The organism is Caminicella sporogenes DSM 14501, assembly GCF_900142285.1.
Classification (GTDB): Bacteria; Bacillota; Clostridia; order Peptostreptococcales; family Caminicellaceae; genus Caminicella; species Caminicella sporogenes.
This window is the reverse complement of the sequence record NZ_FRAJ01000007.1, coordinates 24,020-43,293: the sequence shown is the minus strand read 5'-3', so window position 1 is coordinate 43,293 and position 19,274 is coordinate 24,020. Positions and strand designations below refer to the sequence as shown.

General features: G+C 28.2%; 15 protein-coding genes. 5 read left to right on the top strand and 10 right to left on the bottom strand.

Going from position 1 to position 19,274, the window contains the following annotated elements; genetic code table 11:
* Positions 1-102: 102 nt before the first annotated feature.
* Positions 103-1,245 (top strand): HD-GYP domain-containing protein, encoded by a 1,143-nt coding sequence (locus BUA90_RS04995; RefSeq protein WP_072966296.1) that lies wholly within the window; start codon positions 103-105, stop codon positions 1,243-1,245.
* A gap of 22 nt (positions 1,246-1,267) precedes the next feature.
* On the opposite strand, the gene BUA90_RS04990 is transcribed toward BUA90_RS04995, so the two are convergent.
* Both BUA90_RS04990 and BUA90_RS04985 read right to left on the bottom strand, forming a co-directional pair.
* Entirely contained in the window at positions 1,268-3,370 is a 2,103-nt protein-coding gene (locus tag BUA90_RS04990) for an ATP-dependent helicase (protein ID WP_072966295.1), read from the bottom strand.
* A 145-nt stretch (positions 3,371-3,515) separates the two neighbouring features.
* Complete coding sequence (locus BUA90_RS04985) at positions 3,516-6,953, bottom strand: pyruvate carboxylase (protein ID WP_094756740.1); 3,438 nt, start codon at positions 6,951-6,953, stop codon at positions 3,516-3,518.
* A gap of 369 nt (positions 6,954-7,322) precedes the next feature.
* Here BUA90_RS04985 and BUA90_RS04980 point away from each other — a divergent pair, with 369 nt between their 5' ends.
* Positions 7,323-8,027, top strand: coding sequence for an arginase (locus BUA90_RS04980; protein ID WP_072966293.1), 705 nt, complete (start codon positions 7,323-7,325; stop codon positions 8,025-8,027).
* 76 nt (positions 8,028-8,103) lie between these two features.
* On the opposite strand, the gene BUA90_RS04975 is transcribed toward BUA90_RS04980, so the two are convergent.
* Positions 8,104-8,805, bottom strand: a complete 702-nt coding sequence (locus BUA90_RS04975; RefSeq protein ID WP_072966292.1) for a hypothetical protein — start codon at positions 8,803-8,805, stop codon at positions 8,104-8,106.
* 94 nt (positions 8,806-8,899) lie between these two features.
* Positions 8,900-10,048 carry an aminotransferase class V-fold PLP-dependent enzyme gene (locus tag BUA90_RS04970; protein WP_072966291.1) on the bottom strand — a complete coding sequence of 383 codons (1,149 nt, stop codon included), beginning with the start codon at positions 10,046-10,048 and terminating at the stop codon, positions 8,900-8,902.
* Between the two features lie 228 nt (positions 10,049-10,276).
* Here BUA90_RS04970 and yedE point away from each other — a divergent pair, with 228 nt between their 5' ends.
* From yedE to BUA90_RS04955, 3 genes are read left to right on the top strand one after another with little or no spacing between them, the layout of a single operon-like run.
* On the top strand, positions 10,277-11,365 hold the full coding sequence (gene yedE / locus BUA90_RS04965; RefSeq protein ID WP_072966290.1) for a YedE family putative selenium transporter: 1,089 nt from the start codon (positions 10,277-10,279) through the stop codon (positions 11,363-11,365).
* Positions 11,358-11,564, top strand: coding sequence for a sulfurtransferase TusA family protein (locus tag BUA90_RS04960; RefSeq protein ID WP_072966289.1), 207 nt, complete (start codon positions 11,358-11,360; stop codon positions 11,562-11,564). The genes yedE and BUA90_RS04960 overlap by 8 nt, the downstream gene beginning before the upstream one ends.
* Before the next feature lie 14 nt (positions 11,565-11,578).
* Complete coding sequence (locus BUA90_RS04955; RefSeq protein WP_072966288.1) at positions 11,579-11,827, top strand: putative Se/S carrier protein; 249 nt, start codon at positions 11,579-11,581, stop codon at positions 11,825-11,827.
* A 95-nt stretch (positions 11,828-11,922) separates the two neighbouring features.
* Here BUA90_RS04955 and BUA90_RS04950 read toward each other — a convergent pair whose 3' ends face one another.
* The 6 genes from BUA90_RS04950 to BUA90_RS04925 all read right to left on the bottom strand — a co-directional run bounded on the left by BUA90_RS04950 (position 11,923) and on the right by BUA90_RS04925 (position 19,243).
* Complete coding sequence (locus BUA90_RS04950) at positions 11,923-12,180, bottom strand: hypothetical protein (RefSeq protein WP_072966287.1); 258 nt, start codon at positions 12,178-12,180, stop codon at positions 11,923-11,925.
* On the bottom strand, positions 12,177-12,254 hold the full coding sequence (locus BUA90_RS12820) for a hypothetical protein (RefSeq protein ID WP_072966446.1): 78 nt from the start codon (positions 12,252-12,254) through the stop codon (positions 12,177-12,179). The genes BUA90_RS04950 and BUA90_RS12820 overlap by 4 nt, the downstream gene beginning before the upstream one ends.
* A 56-nt stretch (positions 12,255-12,310) precedes the next feature.
* Positions 12,311-13,453 (bottom strand): beta-aspartyl-peptidase, encoded by a 1,143-nt coding sequence (iadA, locus tag BUA90_RS04940; RefSeq protein ID WP_072966286.1) that lies wholly within the window; start codon positions 13,451-13,453, stop codon positions 12,311-12,313.
* Positions 13,454-13,470: 17 nt separating this feature from the next.
* Positions 13,471-14,904: a Na+/H+ antiporter NhaC gene (gene nhaC, locus BUA90_RS04935; protein ID WP_072966285.1), complete on the bottom strand. Its 1,434-nt coding sequence runs from the start codon at positions 14,902-14,904 to the stop codon at positions 13,471-13,473.
* Positions 14,905-15,142: 238 nt separating this feature from the next.
* Positions 15,143-17,146 carry a sigma-54 interaction domain-containing protein gene (locus BUA90_RS04930; protein WP_072966284.1) on the bottom strand — a complete coding sequence of 668 codons (2,004 nt, stop codon included), beginning with the start codon at positions 17,144-17,146 and terminating at the stop codon, positions 15,143-15,145.
* A 171-nt stretch (positions 17,147-17,317) separates the two neighbouring features.
* Positions 17,318-19,243, bottom strand: a complete 1,926-nt coding sequence (locus tag BUA90_RS04925) for a TRAP transporter permease (protein ID WP_200793489.1) — start codon at positions 19,241-19,243, stop codon at positions 17,318-17,320.
* Between the last annotated feature and the right edge of the window lie 31 nt (positions 19,244-19,274).

Here is a 19,274-nt window from a genome sequence, read left to right as displayed (position 1 = left end):
TTTCACAATTAATCATTTTTCGACAAATTCCGATATTATATTATGAAAAAACTTTTCATATATTTTTATATATTAAATTAATCTAGAAAGGAAGAATGTAAAATGAGATTTGTTCCAATCAATTGTGTTAAAGTAGGCTCTCATTTAGGCAAAAATCTATATGACAGTAACGGAAGAATTCTTCTAAGGAAAGGAACAAAACTAAATAGCAGTTTAATTGAAAAAATAAGACAAAGTGGTTTTTATACCATATACATAAATGATGAATATAGCAGTAACGAAATAGAAGATATAATTAAACCAGAACTTAAATTAAAAACTATCAATACATTAAAAGAAACATTTAAATGTATAGAAAAAGAACATTCATCAAAAAATATTAATCTTTTAAAACAAAAAAAGAATCTTATACAAGAAAAGCACTTAAATTCTCTCAATGAAATATCTAAAAATTTAGTAGATGATATTTCTAAAACTAAAGATGTTTTAATTAATTTAATAGACATAAAAAATATGGACAATTACACTTATGAACATTCTTTAAGTGTATCTATTTTATCTTTAGTCATTGGTATAGAACTCGGACTAAATAAAAATGAACTTTATAATCTATGTATAGGTGCTCTTTTGCACGATATAGGCAATGCCTTTATTCCTAAAGAAATATTAAACAAAGAAGGAACTTTAACTGATGAAGAATATAGACTTATAAGAGAACATCCACTTAAAGGATATGAATATTTAAAAGAAAATTATCAATTAACAGCATTTGCTAAAGCTATTGCTCTTCAACACCATGAAAGAATAGATGGTTCTGGTTATCCTTACGGTCTTACTGGTGATAAAATTAATAAATTAGCTAAAATAGTCGCTGTAGCTGATGTTTATGATGCCATGACTTCAGATAGACCTTATAAAAAAGCTAAATCCCCAAATGAAGCTATCGAATATATAATGGGAGCTGCCGGAAGATATTTTGACTTTGATATTGCTAGAGCATTTGTAAAAAGGGTAATCCCTTATCCAATAGGAACATTAGTTAAATTAAGCAATGGTGAAATTGGTGTTATAGAAGAAATTAATAGTAATTTTCCTCTTAGACCTAAAATCAAAGTTATTAAACAATTAGCAACAACAGTAGATATGAAACTGATAGATTTATTAAAAGAACCTAATATAGTAATAGAAGGAGTTCAATATGAAATTCCAAATCCTTCAGTACAACACTATTTAAAAAATAAATAAAAGAGCCTGAATAGGCTCCTCATTAATTTACCTTATAATTTATAACTTCTAATAAATTTCTTTTAATACACATATCTATAGATAAATTCTTTTCACCTTTATCATCAAAATCTATTGTTATTATTTCTCCATTTATACTTTTAACAAGTCCAAGACCTAACTTTTTATGTCTAACAATAGAGTTTACTCTATACGGTAAACTATTACCTTTTTCTACATGCTCTGCTACTTCCCCTATAAATCTTGAAGGCATTACAGATTCGTTATATTTATATTCTACAGTAAGTAGTTCTAAATGCTCTTTAGCTCTTGTCATACCAACATACCATAATCTTCTCTCCTCTTCAAGTGCATCCATATTTCCTAACTCACTAAGTCTTATACTCTCTAAAGTAGGAATTTGTCCTTCTATAAGGTCAATCATATAAACTTTTTTAAATTCTAATCCCTTTGATGAATGTAATGTTGAAAGTGTAACTGCATTTTTATATTTATTATTTTTAGATTCATGCATAATTTTTCTTAAATTATTTAAATTGTCAACATATTCTTGCATCGTTACAGCCTTTACAGAAAATTCTTCAAGTATTTCTAATATATTTTTAATATAATCATATGAATATCCCATGATTTCACAATATTCCTGCAATCTTTTATCATATTTTAAATCATTTCTAATAAATCTTATTGCCTGAACTGGTTTTAAAGTTTTAAGAATTTCAAAATCTCTTTTAAATTTTGCTAAATTCCTCTTTTTAAAACTCTTAACTTCAGGATTATTTATTAAATTGTCAAATACAGATTTACTTTTATCTTGATATTTTAGATATTCTAATTCTTTTTTTGATATATATGAATTAAATTTAGTATATATTGACTCTAATAAATTAACATTTGTATCATCATAAGAAAATCTAATAAAATTTAATATATCATTAAGAACCCAATGATTAAAAAAATTTCTGTAATAATCTTTCATATAAAAAAGTATATTTTCTTCATAAAGTCTTTGAGCTAGTCTCATTGAAGATATATTATTTCTATATAAAATAGCTATTTCTCTTAAATCTTCTTCTTTTTTTATTGAATTAACAATATAATTTATCTGCTCCTTATCTGATAAAAACCTCATTATTCTTATAGGACTTTTTCTACTATTAGCCGTAAACATATTTTTAGGATAGCGTTTAAAATTATTCTGAATAAACTTATTACTTACATCCACTATATTTTTTGTTGAACGATAATTCTGCTGCATAAAAATAATTCTAGCCTCTTTATATCTCTTTCTAAAATCCAATAAATAATCAGGGTCAGCTCCTCTAAACCGAAAAATCGATTGATCATCATCACATACCATAAATAAATTGTTTTCAGGAAGTGCTACTTTTTCAATTATTTTATTTTGAATAAGAGATGTATCTTGTGCCTCATCTACTAATATATACTTAAATAATCTTTGATATTTATTAAGAATATTTCTATCTTTTTTTAATATATTATTTGCCTGAACTAACATATCATCAAAATCCAATAATATCTTATTAAATTCATTTTCTCTTTTATATATTTCATACAACTTAAATATCTTTTCAAAATTTTTAATTTGAAAATTAAAGCTTTTTATATCATTTGGATTAATCATCAAATTTTTAACAAACCCTATTGCATTTGAAAGTTCTTCTAATTTATCATCATTTATATTTGAACTGTTTATTTTATTATAAATCGTCTTTAATAAAGATTTTTTTATACTTTTACCTTCGATTATGTCATAATTTATATTATTTTTATAAAAATATTCTCTAACAATTTTATAAGCAAAACTATGAATAGTAGCAAATTTAATACCATTAGGAATTAAATTTCCATATGTACTATAAAATCTGTCATTCATATCTCTTGCAGCAGCTTTACTAAATGTAATAGCTAAAATATTTCTAGGATTTATCCTACAATTTAGTATTAAATATGCTATACGTGCATTTAATACAGTTGTCTTTCCAGAACCCGGACTAGCTAAAACTAAAACAGGACCGTCTTTATGAGTTACTGCTTCTTTTTGTTTTTCATTTAAATCTAAATTAAACTTTTTACTCAAAAAATTAAAAAAATTAACACCCATATTTTATCCTCCTATATTTTACACTACCAATTATAAAGCTACTATTTTAAAGTTGCAAGAATTATATATATTTACAGCAAATACAGTATATTACATAAAAATTTTTTATAAAAACGCAAATTAAAATAAGGGTCGATTTCGACCCTTATTTTAATTTAATAATCAATTGTCCTGCCTTAACTTGTTGACCTTCAGAAACAAGTATATTTTCAACTTGACCATTTACAGGTGCTAAAATATTTGTTTCCATTTTCATAGCTTCTATTATAGCTATACTCTGTTTTTCTTCTACTTTTTCTCCTTCTTTTACTAATATTTTAGAAATCATTCCCGGTATTGATGCTCCTATTTCCTTTTGATTATTTGGATCAGCCATTACTACTACATCTACTTTTTCTTTCTCTCCAAATCCTTTATCAAATATCTTAATTTCACGTCTATTACCATTAACTTCAAAAGCGACCGTTCTATAACCCTCTTTATCAAGTTTTCCTACTTCAACTAATTTAACTATCATTATCTTACCTTCATCTAGCTCTATCTCGCTAGTTTCTCCTTCTTTTAACCCATAAAAGAATACATGACTTTCTAAATTATATAAATGTCCATATTCATTTAAAGATTTTAAATAATCGCTGTATACTTTTGGATACAAAGCATAGCTTAATATATTTCTAATATTCACATCTTTCATATTAAATTCTTCTTCAAGCTTAGCTTTTATCTTACTAAAATCAACAGGTTCTAATATTTCTCCCGGTCTGCAAGTTATAGGTTTTTCTCCTTTTAATACTACTTTCTGAAGTTCTTCTGGAAAACCGCCTTCAGGCTGTCCCATCATACCCTTAAAATATGAAATTACAGAATCAGGAAAAGTTAAATTTTTTCCCTTTTCCAATATATTATCTTTAGTTAAATCATTTTGAATCATAAAAATTGCTAAATCGCCTACAACTTTAGATGAAGGTGTTACTTTAACTATATCGCCTAATAACTCATTAACTTCCTTATATTTTTCTTTAACTTCATTAAATTTATGCCCTAGTCCAAAACTTTCTACCTGAGGTCTCAAATTTGAATACTGTCCACCAGGTATCTCATATCTGTATATTTCAGCTGTACCTGATTTTAAACCAGACTCAAATGTTTCATAAACTTTTCTTACTTCACCCCAATAATCTGAAATCTTCTGTATTTTATTTAGGTCAAACCCTGTATCATAATTAGTATTTTCAAGAGCTGCCACTATAGAATTAAGTGCTGGTTGACTTGTCAATCCTGCCATTGCATTAAAAGCTGTATCAACTATATCTACACCTGCCTCAGCAGCCATCAGTAGTGTAGCTACTCCATTCCCACTTGTATCATGTGTATGAAGATGAATTGGTATACTAATTTCTTCTTTCAAAGCCTTTATTAATTTTTCTGCTGCATATGGCTTTAAAAGTCCTGCCATATCTTTTATTCCCAATATATGTGCACCCATTTTTTCTATTTCTTTAGCCTTATTTATATAATACTTCAATGAGTATTTATCTCTTCTAGTATCTAAAATATCTCCAGTATAACATACACAAACTTCTGCTATTTTTCCAGTTTTTAAAACCTCATCTAAAGCTACTTCCATTCCCTTTAACCAATTTAAACTGTCAAATATTCTAAATACATCTATTCCTTGAGATGCAGCTTCTCTAACAAATGTTCTTATTACATTATCTGGATAATTTGTATATCCGACTGCATTAGACCCTCTTAATAACATTTGAAATAGTATATTAGGAATTTTTTTTCTAAGGTCTTGTAATCTTCTCCATGGAGATTCTCTTAAAAATCTATATGCAACATCGAAAGTTGCTCCTCCCCACATCTCTAATGAAAACAAATCTTTTGCAAATGCAGCAGTTGCCTCAGCAATTTTTACCATATCTTTAGTTCTCACTCTAGTTGCAAGTAATGATTGATGAGCATCTCTAAAAGTCGTATCTGTTAGAAGAAGTTTTTTCTGACTTTTTATCCATTCAATAACTCCTTCTACACCTTTTTCTTCTAACAATTGTTTAGTTCCATTTAAACCTTCTACATCAACATTTTTAGGTATTGGTGGTATATCATAATCCATCTTATTTCCACCTGTTTCATTTACTACCTTTTCTCCAATAAATCTCAGTATCTTAGTTTCATAATCTTTTTTAGGTCTTATATCGAAAAGCTCTGGAGTATCATCTATAAAATGTGTATCACACTGACCTTTTAAAAACTTCTCATGATTTAAAACATTTATTAAAAATGCTTCATTAGTCTTTACACCTTTTACATTTGTTTCCTTTATAGAACGTATTGCCTTTCTTACTGCATCTTCAAATGTTCTAGACCATGAAATAACTTTCACTAACAAACTATCATAATAAGGTGAAATAATAGAACCTGTATAGCCATTACCACCATCAAGCCTAATACCAAATCCTGAGCCTGTTCTATACACATCAAGTTTTCCGGTATCAGGTGCAAAATTATTTGATGGGTCTTCAGTAGTTATCCTGCACTGTATAGAATATCCTCTCGGTTTAATCATATCTTGCGAATATATACCTATTTTATCTGAATTTAACGGATAACCCTGTGCAATGAGAATTTGACTTTGTACAATGTCTATACCTGTTACCATTTCAGTAACAGTATGTTCTACTTGTATTCTAGGATTCATCTCAATAAAATAATAATTTCCATGCTTATCTACTAAAAACTCTACTGTACCTGCACTAATATAATTTACTGCTCTACCAATCTTTAAAGCATCACTACATATTTTCTGTCTTAACTTTTCACTTATTGCTATTGCTGGAGTAAATTCTATGAGCTTTTGATGTCTTCTCTGAATTGAACAATCTCTTTCATATAAATGGACAATATTTCCATATTTATCCCCAAGTATTTGAACCTCTATATGTTTTGGTTCTTCCAAATATTTTTCTATGAATATATCATCTATACCAAAAGCTTTTTTTGCTTCATTTTTTGCATTATTAAATTGTAAAATCAAATCCTCATCATTATAAACTACCCTCATACCTCTACCGCCACCACCGGCAGCAGCTTTTAAAATAACAGGATATCCAAATTCATTTGCAAATGCTATTGCTTCATCAACATCTGTAATAGGCTTATCTATTCCAGGTATAGTTGGAACTCCTACACTTTTTGCTAATATTTTTGACTTTATCTTATCACCTAAACTTTCAATGGTTTCACTTGTAGGTCCAATAAATTCAATACCTGCTTTCCTGCATTTTCTGGCAAACTCAGGATTTTCAGATAAAAAGCCATACCCGGGATGTATAGCATCTACACCTTTTTTAATAGCAAGGTCTATAATTTCATCCATACTCAAATAAACTTCTATCGGTTTTTTCTTCTCACCTATTAAATATGACTCATCAGCTTTCGTTCTAAATAATGAATATTTATCTTCTTTAGAATATATACCTACTGAACGAATTCCAAGCTCAGCACATGCTCTAAAAATTCTTATAGCTATTTCCCCTCTATTTGCTACTAAAACTTTATTAAATTTCTTAATCACTATAATTTTCCTCCTTGATAATTTCAGAATATTTATTAAAAAACTCGTATATTTATTTTCTATATATGATACTTATACTATATTTTTATGTCAACAATTTTGAACTATATTAAAATAAATTCTTATATGATTTTTATAACATGACCATTTGTTACAAACATTTAATAATTTTATTATATAATATTCCGTATAATAATTCAAATATTGAAATTGTATAATTGTATATAATACGATTTTCAAAAAAATTGATTTTTTATTTCATTATTTTTATAATAATATTGTAAAAAATTTTACTTAAAAAGTTAAAACTATATTAGAGAATTTTACCTATAATTTCACAATACCTTGAAAATTTTTATCGAGGTGATTTTTATGGGAAAAATTCTTCTAAGTATTGATTGGGATTATTTTATTCCTATTAACAAGGAATGGTGTAGTTCTTATATCGAAAACAAAAAAAATATTATCTCTCTTTGGTACAAACGATACATCGAAAATAAAATTAAAGGAAAAAATATAGAACACTTAATAGATGTCAGTCCTGAAACATATCTTTTTTGGAATAAACTAAAAAAATATTTCAAAATTCATAATTCCACAAAAGTATACATCTCTGATTCTCATAAATTTTCCTATATAATCGCTAAAAAACATAACTGCAGTGAAGTCTTTTCTTTTGATGCTCATTCAGATTTAGGCTATAGTGGCATAAATTCCCTAGATTTTAAACTCAATTGCTCTAATTGGTTAGGTAAACTACTTAAAGATAATTATGTAAAAAAAGCTACAATAATATACAGTCCATATACATATGAAAATAAAGAAGATTTCAAAGAATTTAATAAAAAATTTAATATAAATTATATTAAATTTCAAAATCTTCCTAAAAATATTGATATATCAGTAATTCATATATGCCGTTCTGGTGCATGGACTCCTCCATGGCTGGATTTTAAATTTTATAAATTTATAAATGAGTTAAATCTCAAATACAAAATTATTAATTGTCCTAATAGAAAATGGAATACAAAAAATATAGACTTGGCCTCCCAAATTAATTATCTATTATGTAGTTAAAAAATTAAAAAGCCTTCAAAAACTTTTCGTTTTGAAGGCTTTTTTTGACTGTATACATTTTAAAATTAATAAATCTCTAACTCGCTGGCTTTTCTCCAAAATCTTTATTCACATATTCCTTTATTTCTTCATAAGGCACACTTACTTCTATAAATTCCTTTGCACTATCATCTAAAGGCATATAGTAAAATACAACATCACTATCTTTAAAATATACTCTTATTCCTTCTGCTTCAACTCCATCTTTAAGACCTTGCTCTTTAGCTTTTTTATCTAAAATCTTTCTTACTGCTTCATCATCTTTAACAAAATTTTCATAATTTATTTCATTTGAAGAATGTACATCAAGATTTACACTTTGCATAATATTTACTTCGCCTATATCTGTTAATTTACCTTTTCCTTTAAATAATACGCTTAAAATATCATTACTGCTTTTTGTTATTTCATAATCAATTGATACATCTGTATAAGTTTTATCTTTACCATATGTGTCTACAATTTTTCTCAAACTCTGATTTATATTATCCATCACAAGTTCTCCAGAATATTCTTTAATCTGAGGATAATAAATTGTTATATTTCTTGATTCATCTTTAAATGTTTCCTTATTTATACTATAATTTAATTTTTCTGTTTCTTTCATTTCAACTTGTGAATTTTCTTGTTTTTTTACATCAGTTTCCTGTTTGTTGTCATTTGAAGAACCCATTGTACACCCGCTAAGAGCAATACTAGCAATTAATACTGTAGAAATTGCTGCTTTTTTTAAATTCATTTTTCAGCCTCCTTAAATTTTTATCTCGTGTTATTATAAATCATCTCATAATAAAAATGGTAACAAAAAAGTTACAATATTTTAGTAGCATAACTTATTTTAAACATCTCATTATACTATCAACTGTATAATTAACTTCACCAACCGTATTGAAATGACTAAAACTAAACCTTACTGTTCCATTTGGAAAAGTCTTTAAAGTCTTATGTGCTGAAGGTGCACAGTGAAGTCCGCATCTAGTCTTTATACCAAATTCTTTATAAAGTCTATATGAAATCTCAGCATTATCATGATTTTTAAAATCTATTGAAACTACACCTGTTCTATCTTTAATATCATTTTTCCCTACCAATCTAATTCCTTCTATATTATTAATTTTTTCTAAAAAATGTTTTACTAAATATAGTTCTTTTTCTCGTATAGCTTCTAAACCTTCTTTATTTAAATACTTTAAAGCTGCATTTAATCCATAAATTCCAGGAATATTTAAAGTTCCTGCTTCAAATTTATCTGGCATGTAATCAGGCTGTAGTTCATATTCTGAAAGACTTCCAGTACCCCCTTCTATAAGAGATTCCATTTCACTAACTAAATTATCATTTATAATAAATCCTCCTATCCCCTGTGGACCTAATAATCCTTTATGCCCTGTAAAAGCTACTGCATCTGCACCAAGTTTTTTATAATCTAAATCTAAAAAACCTGCAGTCTGAGCAGAATCAATAATAAATTTTATATTTCTTTCTCTACATATTTTACCTACCTCTTCTAAATCAAGTACAGTTCCACAAACATTAGAAGAATGAGTCATAATAACTGCTTTCGTGTTTTCTTTTATATATTTTTTTATATCCTCAGATTTTAACCGCCCAAATTCATCACACATTACTCTAGAAAACTCTACACCTTTTTTAACTAGAGAATTTATAGGTCGCATAACTGCATTATGCTCCATAGATGAAACTATTACATGATCTCCTTTTTTAATAAGTCCCTTTATTAAAATATTTAAACTTTCTGTTATATTTTTTGTAAAAATAACGTTTTCCGGTTTGTCAAAGTTAAACAACTTACAAATCAATTCACGTGTTTCAAATACAACATTTTCTGCCTCATATGAAGTATCATATGCACCTCTATTAATATTACAACCAACATTATTTATATAATAAATCATACTTTCAGCAACACCCGGTGCTTTTGGAAAAGATGTTGCTCCATTATCTAAATAAACACTTTTCATAATATATTTATCCCCCTAATTTTTAAAACTACTATACTAAATTTGTTTCTAAACTCTAACTGCATTTTATAATAATTCTTTATAAGAATACAATAGAAAATAATTATTATTACTATAAAATAATCTTATAAAACTAAAAGAACTATAATTTTTTTTGATTTAACTTTTTTAGGAGCAATTGTTAAAATTGACAATAGAATAACAAAATTTTTTATAGGGGGTTTAAAAATGGCTGAAAAAAAAGGAATTTTATTTGCAGGTGCTTTAGTTGGAATTATAGCTGTTTTACTTGTCAAATTAGGTAATCCAGTAAATATGGGTTTTTGTATTGCCTGCTTTATTAGAGATATTTCTGGTGCACTAGGTATGCATAGAGCAGCTGTTGTTCAATATCTACGTCCCGAAGTAATGGGATTAGTTTTAGGTGCATTTATAATTGCATATTCTAAAAGAGAATTTGAAGCAAGAGGTGGTTCTTCGCCTTTTATTCGATTTACTCTAGGAATATTCGTAATGATTGGTGCATTAATGTTTCTAGGCTGTCCACTCAGAATGATACTTAGACTTGGTGGTGGAGACCTCAACGCTATTGTAGGCATAATTGGTTTTATAACAGGCATTGCCTTAGGAATATTTTTCTTAAATAGAGGTTTTAATTTAAAAAGAAGTTATAAACAGCCTAAACTTGAAGGATTTATCTTTCCTTTTATGAATGTTTTATTAACTATTTTATTGATAACTGCTCCAGCCTTTATTTTCTTCAGTAAAAAAGGTCCTGGTTCAATGCATGCTCCTATTTTTATTTCTCTAGCAGCAGGTTTAATTGTAGGTATAGTTGCTCAAAGAACTAGACTTTGCATGGTTGGAGGTATTAGAGATTTTATCTTGTTTAAAGATACTTATCTGCTTTCTGGTTTTATAGCTATATTTGTTTTATCTCTCATTGGAAATATAGCTCTTGGATATTTTAAAATCGGCTTCATTTCTCAACCGGTTGCACATTCAGATGGAATATGGAACTTTTTAGGTATGGTATTAGTAGGTTGGGGGTCTGTATTATTAGGTGGATGCCCATTAAGACAATTGATACTTGCAGGAGAAGGAAATACAGATTCTGCTATAAGTGTAATAGGCATGCTAGTTGGAGCAGCAATTTGTCATAATTTTGGATTAGCATCAAGTCCAAAAGGTCCTACTACAAATGGTCAAATAGCAGTAATAATTGGTTTCATTATAGTAGGTTTAATAGCTTATTTAAATTCTGAAATGTCCACATCTAAAGCTAAAAAAGTGAAAGGAGATGTAAAAGTTGGATAGAGTAGATGCAAGGGGAATGTCTTGTCCACAGCCAGTACTTATGACAAAAAATGCAATAAAAAATAATCCGAATTATGTTGAAATAATTGTTGACAACAATACAGCTAAGGAAAACGTATCACGATTTTTAAAAAATAATGGATATAAAGTAGAAATTTCTGAAGTTAATGAAGATTATTTACTCAAAGGAATTAAATAAAGCGAGGTAAAAAAATGAAAGAGTACATAGCACTTTTTTATACTCATTCTGGAGCTATTAAATTTAATAGATTTTGTAATCAAAATCATCTAGAATGCGAATTAATGCCCGTTCCAAGAAAGTTAAGCTCTAATTGTGGCATATGTGCCAAATTTAAGTACGATAAAAATATTGAAAATCTTATAAATGATGATATTGAAAAAATTTATGAATGTAAATCTAGCAGAGAATACTCTTTAGTTTATGAAAATGAAGATTTTTAATCAAATCCTCCTCTAATTTTTTAAAGACAACTTTTCTTTAATAAAAAATTATAAAAAAATGCAAGGGTTTTAATTCCCTTGTATTTTTTTATAAATTATACATATTCAGATATACAAAACTCTCTTCTAGAATTCTCATAATCATTATCTAACTTATAACAAAATATATTTTCAAAACTTGTTTCTTTTAAATAATTATTTTCTTTTAACAAATTTCTAAATGCATGTTCTGCATCTATTCCCGAAGAAATACCTATCACTTGTAAATTTTCAATCTCTAAAAGCATCGAAGTAAAATTAGGCTGATATGTGTGTCCTTCATCAGATAAAAAAATAAAATGACTTAATTTCATAATTTTTTATATACTCCTCTACCAATAAATTTAATGATATTATTATCTCTTAAAACTTGAAGTTGCTGACATATTTAACTTTTTATTTTGCAAAACCAAAGTTAATTAATTTTTCATATATTACAAAATTTTATTCATATGTACCTTTCACTAATATTTTTCCCTCATGTATCATAAGCTTTCCTTTTGCAATAACAGTTCTTATCTTGAGATTATCATCTATCAAAATAATATCAGCATCAGAATTCTCTTTTACGGTTCCCTTTTGTGGATATATATTCAGAGCCTTAGCAATATTTGAAGTAAAAAATTTAAGTGCTTCCTCAATATCAAATTCAAATTCTTTTACCATAGCAATAAACTCATTATATAAACTACTAACTTGAGAAACTCCAATCTCTACTATATTTCCTTTTTCATCATAATTAGACCAGCTTCCATATCCATCAGAACTAATAGTTATATTCTCAAGAGGTAATCCAGATTCTTTTGCCATTTTTATAACCGCTTTTGGACTGAGTTTTTCATATATCCCACATGTTAAATCAATAATACCACCTTGTTTAATAAATTCAAAACCTTCCATTAAAAGACTCTTCTTTCTGTTAACATGAGTTGGTCGTATAGTCCTAATAGGTATATCAGTTGTAGTTAATACTTCTATTATAGGCTTCAACCCTCTTTCACCATTCCCCATATGAACAACAACTATACCAGCCTTGCCAGAAAGCATTCCAGCAACTCTCACATCTGAAACTAACCTAGCCAACTCATCATTAGTAATACTTGCAGATCTATGATCTGAAAGAGCAACCTTAGCACCAATTACTTCCTCAATAAATATAATATCTTTTTTAACTGAACCTGTTAGAGTTATTGTAGGATACTCATAAGAACCCGTAAGAACATAAACAGTAATCCCCTCTTCTTTTAACGCTTTGGCCTTTGCTACTAAATTCTCAACACTTCTCGTAATTCCATCAGTTCCTAATAATCCAACAACTGTTGTAATTCCTGCACTAATAAGTTTTGATAAAGTTATTTCAGGAACTCTAGTCTTAAAACTTCCTTCTCCACCTCCACCAGTAATATGTACATGTTGATCAATAAATCCCGGAACCATTTTTAGATTGCTTCCATCTATCACAATAATCCTATCATTAAATATCTCAATACTGTTTTCAATGAAACATATTTTTGAACCGCTAATAAATACATCTTTTATTCCCATATATTCTGGAGCATATATTTCTATATTTTTTATTAAAATCATATCAATTCTCTCCTTTACTAAATTGTTTTATTTTCCTGCTCTTTGCTATCAATCTTTGCAATTCCAATACCAGTAAAAGCAAGAATCATAGCAAATACAATACCCATATAGTTTAAAACTGCCCAAGGAAGATATTCAAGTGTAGGTACTCCTAATGTAGCAGTCATATAAGCTCCAGCAGCAGACCAAGGTATTAGTGGAACTAAAACTGTTCCTGAATCTTCTAATGTCCTTGAAAGATTTTTAGGATGAAGATTTCTTTTTATATATACTTCTTTAAAAAGTTCTCCTGGTATCAATATTGATAAATAAGAACTTCCTGTTACAAAGGCTACAGTAAAACAAGATGCAATAGTAGATATAATTATCCCAGTTGTTGACTTAACTCTTGCCATAATAGTATTAAGTACAACATCAAGCATTCCTGACTTACTCACTATACCAGCAAATCCCATAGCACAGAATATTAATACTGTTGTTCCTGTAACAGATACTACACCACCCCTATTAATAAGTCTAGTAACTTCCCAAATTACTTCTCCATCAAAACCTGTCATAGATACATCAAATCCTTTTATTAAAGCCATAAATCCATCCTTAAAAGTAAATCCTTGAACAAATACACCAAGACATACCGAAAATAGACTTGTTCCAAGCATTGTAGGAATTGTCGGCCATTTCTTTAAAGACCCAATAACAATAATTATTACCGGTAATAAAAGTAAAATATTCCAATTAAACATACTATTGAGTTGACTTAACATTGTATTAACAGTTTCAGGAGTATTCATGTTTCCTGAAGCTCCCAACCCCACAATTAAATATACTATAAGAGATACAATTGTAGCAGGAATTGTTGTATAAAACATATGTTTTATATGTTCATATAATTCACTACCTGCTGCTATTGGAGCTAAATTAGTTGTATCTGAAAGAGGAGATATTTTATCTCCAAAATATGCACCAGCTACTACTGCACCAGCTGTAGCAGGAAGTGATACTCCAAGTCCTCCTGCTATACCCATAAGAGCAACACCAATAGTACCAGCAGATCCCCATGATGTTCCAGTAACAGTTGAAACTATAGCTGTTATAATAAATGCAGTAACAAGAAGAAATCTAGGATTTACTATCTGAACTCCATAATATATTATCATAGGTACTGTTCCAGAAAACATCCAAGAACCTATTAGAAAACCTACACTCCATAAAATTAGCGTAGCTGGAAGTGCTTTAGCAATTTTTTCAATAATTGCCTCTTGTAAATCATTCCAAGTATATCCCAGATTCATAGCAATGATTCCAGCAACAAAAGCTGAAATTACAAGTAGTGGCTCTGTTCTAAATTTGAAATATCCATACCCAATCGCCAGTGATAACACCATAAAAACAATTGGTGTAATAGCTTGTCCAAATGTAGGCTTTTTCTTTTCTCTTTGTTTATTATTCATATAAATCCTCCTATCTAATAATTTAATTTTTCGTTTTAATACATCAATTTATTTTGAAAGCAAATTCTATACCAAAATTCTCATTTAAAGCAAAATATATTTTTTAAATTAAAAACTAGATGTTTTCTGTATTTTCTTAATAATCAATCTTTTCTCAAAGTATTATTTATTTCAATAAAAAATAGCCTAATATTTTTTATAGGCTATTTCTATCCTAAACATGGATAATAATATCCAATTATTTATAAAATTCCAATGTCCATATCCCCTTTTGGGTAATAACACATCCTCTCTTTCCATTTTTTTGAATAATCAAACCTCTTTCTTTCATTTTTTTTATTATACTCCTAATTTTACCTTCACCAAGGTCTATACCATGTTTTTTTGAAATCCTTGACAAAGAATTTCTTCCTATACCAAAATCCCCATTTTTTTCAATCTCTTTTAGAACCCATAACTCATTTTCATCTAAAGTTATATTTTGAGTATCTATTTCATTTTCTAACATATAATAAGGCAAAGACGAAAGACTAATCTTTTTATTCTCATAAACAAAAGATAAATACTCAACGAGATTTATAAGTTCACGTACATTTCCTCTCCACCTGTAATTTTCAAGAAATTCTATTGTTTCATCTTCTAATATATCTTTTAGTGAATTTATTTTACCACTTCCAAAACTAATATTTGCAAAATGTATAAGTAAATATCTAATATCTTCTTTCCTATTTCTTAAAGGAATAGTTTTTAATGGCAAAATATTTAGTCTAAAAAAAAGATCTTCTCTAAATTTTCCCTCATTGATAAGCTTTAACAAATTTTTATTTGTAGCAGCAATTATTCGCACATCGATAGGTATTTCATCTAAAGCACCTACTCTTCTTATTCTCTTTTCTTCAAGAACCCTAAGTAATTTAACCTGAAAATTTAAGGGTGCATCACCTATTTCATCTATAAATACTGTACCTCCACTTGCAATCTCAAAAATACCTGGTTTTCCTCCTTTTTTAGCACCGGTAAAAGCACCTTCTTCATAACCAAAAAGTTCACTTTCAAGAAGACTTGGTGCAATAGCTGTTATATTTATTGGAATAAATACATTTCTCCTTCTGTAAGAATTCATATGTATTGCTTGAGCTAATATTTCCTTACCAGTTCCATTTTCTCCTTGTATAAGTATAGTTGAATCAGTTTTTGAAAATCTTTCAGCTCTTTTTATCATTTCCTTTACACTTTTATTTATTGTTAAATAATCTTTGAAAGTATGTAATTTTTTTGTTAACTTTCTTTCATAATTCCTTCTAATCTTATGATCGAGCTTTGATATTTTATCAGTATAATTTACAGTTATGAGGTATCCGCATTTTTCTTCATAATTTACCAAATTAATATCAATTAAAACTTCTTTACCAGATACTTCTAAGATAATCGATTTATTTTCATCAGAAAAAATATCTATTGAATTTAAAAAAAATGTAATTTTTTTATTCAATAAATCTTTTCTCTTTTTTCCAAAAATAGATTCAAACTTTAAATTAACACTTATAATTCTTCCATCTTTATCAGTATAAGCAATTCCAGATTCTACACTGTTTAAAATCGTTTCTAAAAGTTTTTGAGATTCTATCACCGATCTGCGATTTGATTCTATAGCTCTTGAAATCTCAACTATATCTTTTATGTACTCTGTAACTAAACTTTGTCCCAATACATCTTTTATTTTAAGTTTGGAAATAATTTCATATATAGTCTTTATATCAAGTATTCTAGAACCAATATTTATTGTAGTTCTTATAAATTTAGGAATATGTAAAACTTCTCCAGGAGTAACTGCTATTTCTAATCTAGGATACTCTGAACACCCTGGATAATAAGGAAAATATTTCACATGATCAAGTCCAATACTTCTTAATTGTTCAATAGCCTCTAAAGCTGAAATTTCTCCATCATTAACAAGTAAAACTTCTGTTCCATTTTTCAAAGAAATTAATTTCTCTATATTTTTATGATTAATTACCCTTTTTGCTATCAAATACGATATATTTTCTTTGATATACTTTAATCCTAACTCAGCTACATACTCACTTGTAAATATAACTAAATCACATTTTATATCTGCTTTAGTCAATTCAGAAATAAGTACCACATTAATAGTTACCTTATCACCAATTATTTTATTTATCTGACTTTTAATTTCATAACCTGTATTACTACCTAAACAAACAATTACAAGCCTTTTCATGCCACACCCCCAAACAAACTATATTATTTTTATTCATTATACCTCATTTAATTTACTAAAATAAAAATGCACAATAAAACACCATTTTAACGTTAAAATTTGCGTTTTATTGTGCAATTTATATTTGTTATATATTATCGCTACTAGTGGTTAAATCGTTTTTTTAAATAATTAATTACTTCCTTCTGCTATCTTATTGTATTTTTTATTCCTAATAACATTACATAAAATAAATATAATCATTAATAATAATCCTATTCCATCCGTAATACTTCCCGGTTTTACTAATAATATTGCTGCTGAAAAAGCAAAAACTCTTTCAAGAATATTTAACTTAAGTATAAAGTAATTTTCTGCTGCAGAGCCAAGACAAATTATACCTAATATTCCAGTTATAATAGCTAGTATCAATTTTCCCAATGAAATATCTATCATAAGCAGCATAGGAGAATAAACAAACATAAAAGGAATTATTATCCCTGCAAAAGCTAGTTTAAAACCAGTTACTGCAACTTCTATAGGCTTTGCACCCGCTATTCCTGCTGCCGTATATGATGTCAATGCTACTGGAGGCACTACAGCCGATAAAGTTCCATAATAAAACGCAAAAAAATGTGCTGCCAAAGGCTTAACTCCCATTCTGATTAAAGCAGGTGCTGCAATGCTAGCAGTTATTATATAACAAGCAGTTGCTGGGAGTCCCATCCCTAAAAAGATAGATGCAATCATTACCAATAACAACGCTAACCATAACTTACCTAATGAAAGTTTTATAATATTTAAAGCTACTACCTGTCCAAGTCCTGTCATAGCAACAACACCAACTATAAATCCTACAACAGCACATGCAATCGCTACTGAAACAGCTGTTTTAGCTCCTTCCTCAAGAGCTTCAATGAATTTTTTCAAATTCATTCTAGTAGATTTTCTCAAAGAACTTGTCAAAATTACAGCTATCAAACCAAAAAATGCTGCAAAAAGAGGTGTTAATCCTTTTATCAATAATATTAATATAACTATTATAGGTATTACCAAATGACCTTCTTTTTTCAATACCGACTTAAGATTTGGCAATTCGTCTGCCTTCATACCCCTAAGCCCAATTTTCTTTGCCTCAAAATCTACCATAATAAATATTGCAAAATAATAGAAAAGTGCAGGAATAATTCCAGCATACATTACTTTTATATAAGGTATTCCAAGAAAAGATGCCATCATAAATGAAGCAGCTCCCATGATTGGAGGCATTAATATTCCGCCAGTTGATGCAGCGGCTTCAACTGCTCCTGCAAATTTTGGTTCATATCCTACTTCTTTCATAAGAGGTATTGTAAAACTTCCTGTAGTTGCAACATTTGCCTGCGCACTTCCACTTATAGTTCCCATAAGTCCACTCGCCATAACTGCAACTTGTGCAGGTCCTCCTCTTAATCTACCTGCTAAAGCAAGTGCAAAATCATTAAAAAATTTAGCAGTTCCAGACTTATTTAAAAAAGAACCAAAAAGTATAAACATAAACACATAAGATGCTGAAACCATAAGAGTAACTCCAAATATTCCTTCATCTGTCAAATACATTCTAGTAAGTATTCTTGCCCAAGAAAAACCTCTATGAGCAAACATACCCGGAAAAAGATATCCAAATTTAGCATAAATAATAAAACATATTGATAAAATCGGCAATATAATTCCAACAGCTCTCCTTGCTGCTTCAAGTATTAATATAATTGCCAATACAGAAAATATATAATCTAATCTGTTAGGTATCAATGAACGTTCAACTAAATTATCATATGTTAAAAAAATATATAATCCAACTGATAAACCTGCAATGCTCAAAATCCAATCAAATACTGAAGGTTTATCTTTTGGAGATTTCTTTGAAGCTGGATACATTAAAAAAGTTAGTGATAACATAAATCCTAGATGTATTGCATTTCTCTTTATTGCTATCATCAAACTCATACTATTCATCCATATATGGAGTAGTGAAGTAAATACTGCTAAAAAAGTAACATATATTGCAACTTTACCGTAAAATTTCCTTTCAACACTTGAATTAGTTTTTGATTTATTCTTTTCTTTATTTTTTATCAATCTCCATCACCACCAATTTAAAAAATTTATT

What these genes read in the sequence shown, in the direction of transcription:
- BUA90_RS04995 (WP_072966296.1), top strand. Translation starts at nt 103, where the DNA reads ATGAGATTTGTTCCAATCAATTGTGTTAAAGTAGGCTCTCATTTAGGC.
- BUA90_RS04990 (WP_072966295.1), bottom strand. Translation starts at nt 3,370, where the DNA reads ATGGGTGTTAATTTTTTTAATTTTTTGAGTAAAAAGTTTAATTTAGAT.
- BUA90_RS04980 (WP_072966293.1), top strand. Translation starts at nt 7,323, where the DNA reads ATGGGAAAAATTCTTCTAAGTATTGATTGGGATTATTTTATTCCTATT.
- BUA90_RS04975 (WP_072966292.1), bottom strand. Translation starts at nt 8,805, where the DNA reads ATGAATTTAAAAAAAGCAGCAATTTCTACAGTATTAATTGCTAGTATT.
- BUA90_RS04970 (WP_072966291.1), bottom strand. Translation starts at nt 10,048, where the DNA reads ATGAAAAGTGTTTATTTAGATAATGGAGCAACATCTTTTCCAAAAGCA.
- yedE (WP_072966290.1), top strand. Translation starts at nt 10,277, where the DNA reads ATGGCTGAAAAAAAAGGAATTTTATTTGCAGGTGCTTTAGTTGGAATT.
- BUA90_RS04955 (WP_072966288.1), top strand. Translation starts at nt 11,579, where the DNA reads ATGAAAGAGTACATAGCACTTTTTTATACTCATTCTGGAGCTATTAAA.
- BUA90_RS04950 (WP_072966287.1), bottom strand. Translation starts at nt 12,180, where the DNA reads ATGAAATTAAGTCATTTTATTTTTTTATCTGATGAAGGACACACATAT.
- iadA (WP_072966286.1), bottom strand. Translation starts at nt 13,453, where the DNA reads ATGATTTTAATAAAAAATATAGAAATATATGCTCCAGAATATATGGGA.
- nhaC (WP_072966285.1), bottom strand. Translation starts at nt 14,904, where the DNA reads ATGAATAATAAACAAAGAGAAAAGAAAAAGCCTACATTTGGACAAGCT.
- BUA90_RS04930 (WP_072966284.1), bottom strand. Translation starts at nt 17,146, where the DNA reads ATGAAAAGGCTTGTAATTGTTTGTTTAGGTAGTAATACAGGTTATGAA.